The sequence below is a fragment of the Pseudoduganella sp. RAF53_2 genome, assembly GCF_052113985.1.
In the GTDB taxonomy this organism is placed as follows: domain Bacteria; phylum Pseudomonadota; class Gammaproteobacteria; order Burkholderiales; family Burkholderiaceae_D; genus Rugamonas.
Genome location: NZ_JBFRDW010001029.1, coordinates 1 through 1,262, shown reverse-complemented (window position 1 = coordinate 1,262; position 1,262 = coordinate 1). Strand labels below are relative to the sequence as shown.

2 protein-coding genes are annotated in these 1,262 nt (G+C 63.4%); both read left to right on the top strand.

What is annotated here, in order from left to right:
- Positions 1 to 718, top strand: a 718-nt coding sequence (locus tag AB4Z11_RS32065; RefSeq protein ID WP_442030266.1) for a phosphatase PAP2 family protein, incomplete at its 5' end; no start/stop codon positions are given.
- On the top strand, positions 715 to 1,262 hold a 548-nt coding region (locus tag AB4Z11_RS32060; RefSeq protein WP_442030264.1), incomplete at its 3' end, for a diacylglycerol/lipid kinase family protein. The genes AB4Z11_RS32065 and AB4Z11_RS32060, both read left to right, overlap by 4 nt.

Here is a 1,262-nt window from a genome sequence, read left to right as displayed (position 1 = left end):
TTTGTGTACATCGATGAGCCAGGTCGCCTATAAGAAGCTGAAGCGCTTCGTGGCTGCCCGGCTGGCCCCCGGCGAGGAGCTGGGCCTGCACCTGACCGTTGGCCTGGTACTGTTGTTTGTGGCGGTCTACGCCTTTCATGAGCTGGCGGAGGATATGCGGCGCGATGCCGGTATCGCCGCCTGGGACTTGCGCCTGGCGCAGTGGCTGCATCTGCATGCCTTCGAACCACTGACGAGTTTCATGCTCGTGGTGACGCAAATGCATAGCGTCGCAGGCATACTGGTGCTGACATCGCTGCTGGCGCTGTATTTATGGCGGCGCGGCGAGCGCTATTGGCTGCTGACTTTGCTTATCGTCGTGCCGCCGGGGATGTTGCTCAATGTCGCACTGAAGTACAGCTATCAGCGCGCGCGTCCCTATTTCGACGAGCCGTTGCTGACCCTGGCAACCTACAGCTTCCCCAGCGGGCACACCGCCGCGGCGACGTTGTTTTATGGGGTACTGGCCAGCTATCTGGTCATGAAAGGCAGGCGCTGGTGGGCCGTGCCGGGCGCCGTGGCGATGGTCCTGCTGGTCGCATGCAGCCGTATGTATTTAGGCGTGCATTATCTGAGCGATGTGTTGGCGGCGATGATGGAAGGCGTTGCCTGGCTCGCCATCTGTCTGACCGGCGTGTCCACCTGGCGCCGCCGCCGCGAAAACGGAAAACAGCTGTGAGCGGCATCACCGTCATCGTCAACGCGGGCGCCGGCCTGGGGCATGACGAGGCGCTGGTGCGCACCCTGCATGACAAGTTTGCCGTCCATGGCCTGCAGCCTGACGTGGTGCTGGCCCACAGCGGCGACGAAATGAAGYCCGCCGCGCATTCGGCGCTGGCGCGCGGCGTCAAAGCCGTGGTCGCAGGCGGTGGCGACGGCACCATCAATGCGGTGGCGTCCGTGGTGCTGGATAGCCCGGCACTGTTTGGCGTGCTGCCGATGGGTACGCTGAATCACTTTGCCAGAGATCTGGGGATTCCGCTGCTGCTCGACAGCGCAATTGACGTGATCGCGCGCGGTGCCGTCCGGCGGGTCGACGTGGGCGAGGTGAATGGACACATCTTCCTCAACAATTCCAGCCTCGGCCTGTACCCGGATATTGTGCGCGACCGCGAAAAGCAGCAGCGCCGCCTTGGCCGCGGCAAGTGGCTGGCGTTCTGTTGGGCGACACTTGCCGCGCTCAAGCGCTATCCTTTCCTGAGCGTGCGCTTGCAGCTTGGCGA